Origin of the sequence: Desulfovibrio sp. X2 (assembly GCF_000422205.1) — a bacterium.
Taxonomy (GTDB): domain Bacteria; phylum Desulfobacterota; class Desulfovibrionia; order Desulfovibrionales; family Desulfovibrionaceae; genus Alkalidesulfovibrio.
The window spans coordinates 1-1,024 of record NZ_ATHV01000050.1 but is presented as its reverse complement, the minus strand read 5'-3'; the positions used below and the strand labels follow the sequence as shown (position 1 = coordinate 1,024).

Below are 1,024 nucleotides of genomic sequence, written 5' to 3'. Positions count from 1 at the left end.
GGTTCCCCGCCTCCTCCCCACGTCTTCTCTTCTCTCCCCTGCTACGCGGGGTAGCCCACGCACTGGGCGAGGGTGATGGTCTGGTCGGCCGCAAGGCCCATGGCCTTGGCGAGCTTCGGCTTGTCGATGCTGGCGCGGACCACGGAGGCGAGGCCTTCCGCGGCGCAGAAGAGGTAGACGTTCTGGCTGATGTAGCCCGTGTCCGTCCCGGCGTAGAAGAGCTTCTCCTCCCGGTCGCCGCCCGCGACCTTGTCCATGTCCGCGACGAAGACGAGGTTCACGGCCGCGGTGCCCACGAAGGATTGGGTGCCGGTGAGGGCGCGGATGTCCTCGCCGCCCTTCCTGACCAGGGCATGGCGCTTTGCGTCGTAGAGGAAGAGGCCGTCGCGCTTGGCCACGTAGACGTCGATCTCCTGGCGGTTGACGGCCGAGGGGGCGGTGCGCTTGCCGGTGCCGGGGCGGTTCACGCCCCAGGCTGCCCACAGGAGGTTGGACAGCGTCTCCTCGGGCAGGTCCTTGTCGGCGTAGGAGCGGATGGTCCGGCGGGCGCGCAGCGCCTCTTCCAGGGTGGTCTTCCTGAAGCCGCCGGGTGCGGGCAGTTTGTCCTCGGCGGTCGCGGCGGCGGCCATGCCGCGCGTGCCGCTTATCCCCAGCCCCATGGCCAGGGCGGTGAGGGCGGTTCCCATGAAGGTTCTGCGGTTCATCGTATGGACTCCTTGGGCGTGTTCGCATGTGTGACGGGCCGGACGTGATCCGGCCGGGACAAATGTGCGCAGTCTACTCCGATTTCGGGGCCGGGCAAGGGGAGGAGGCGTTCGGGAACCAGCGGTCGGCGGGGTTGGGGCGCAATCGGGCGCAATCGGGGCGCGGCAAGAGGCGCCGGAATCGGCGGGCGTTGACATCCATCCCAGGTCCGATAGAAGGACCGTGCGGCCGCCGAAGTCCCGACGCCGCCCCCCGCGAAGCGGAACCAAAAAGTTTTGGGGAAGGGAAGGGGAGGGGCGCGGGGAGGGGGAGGGAGACC

The 1,024-nt window shown here is 69.2% G+C and carries 1 protein-coding gene; it reads right to left on the bottom strand.

The genetic code is table 11. The annotated features are described in order from the left end of the window. Positions 1–41: 41 nt before the first annotated feature. Positions 42–704, bottom strand: coding sequence for a SagB/ThcOx family dehydrogenase (locus tag DSX2_RS13115; protein ID WP_020881568.1), 663 nt, complete (start codon positions 702–704; stop codon positions 42–44). Positions 705–1,024 lie beyond the last annotated feature (320 nt).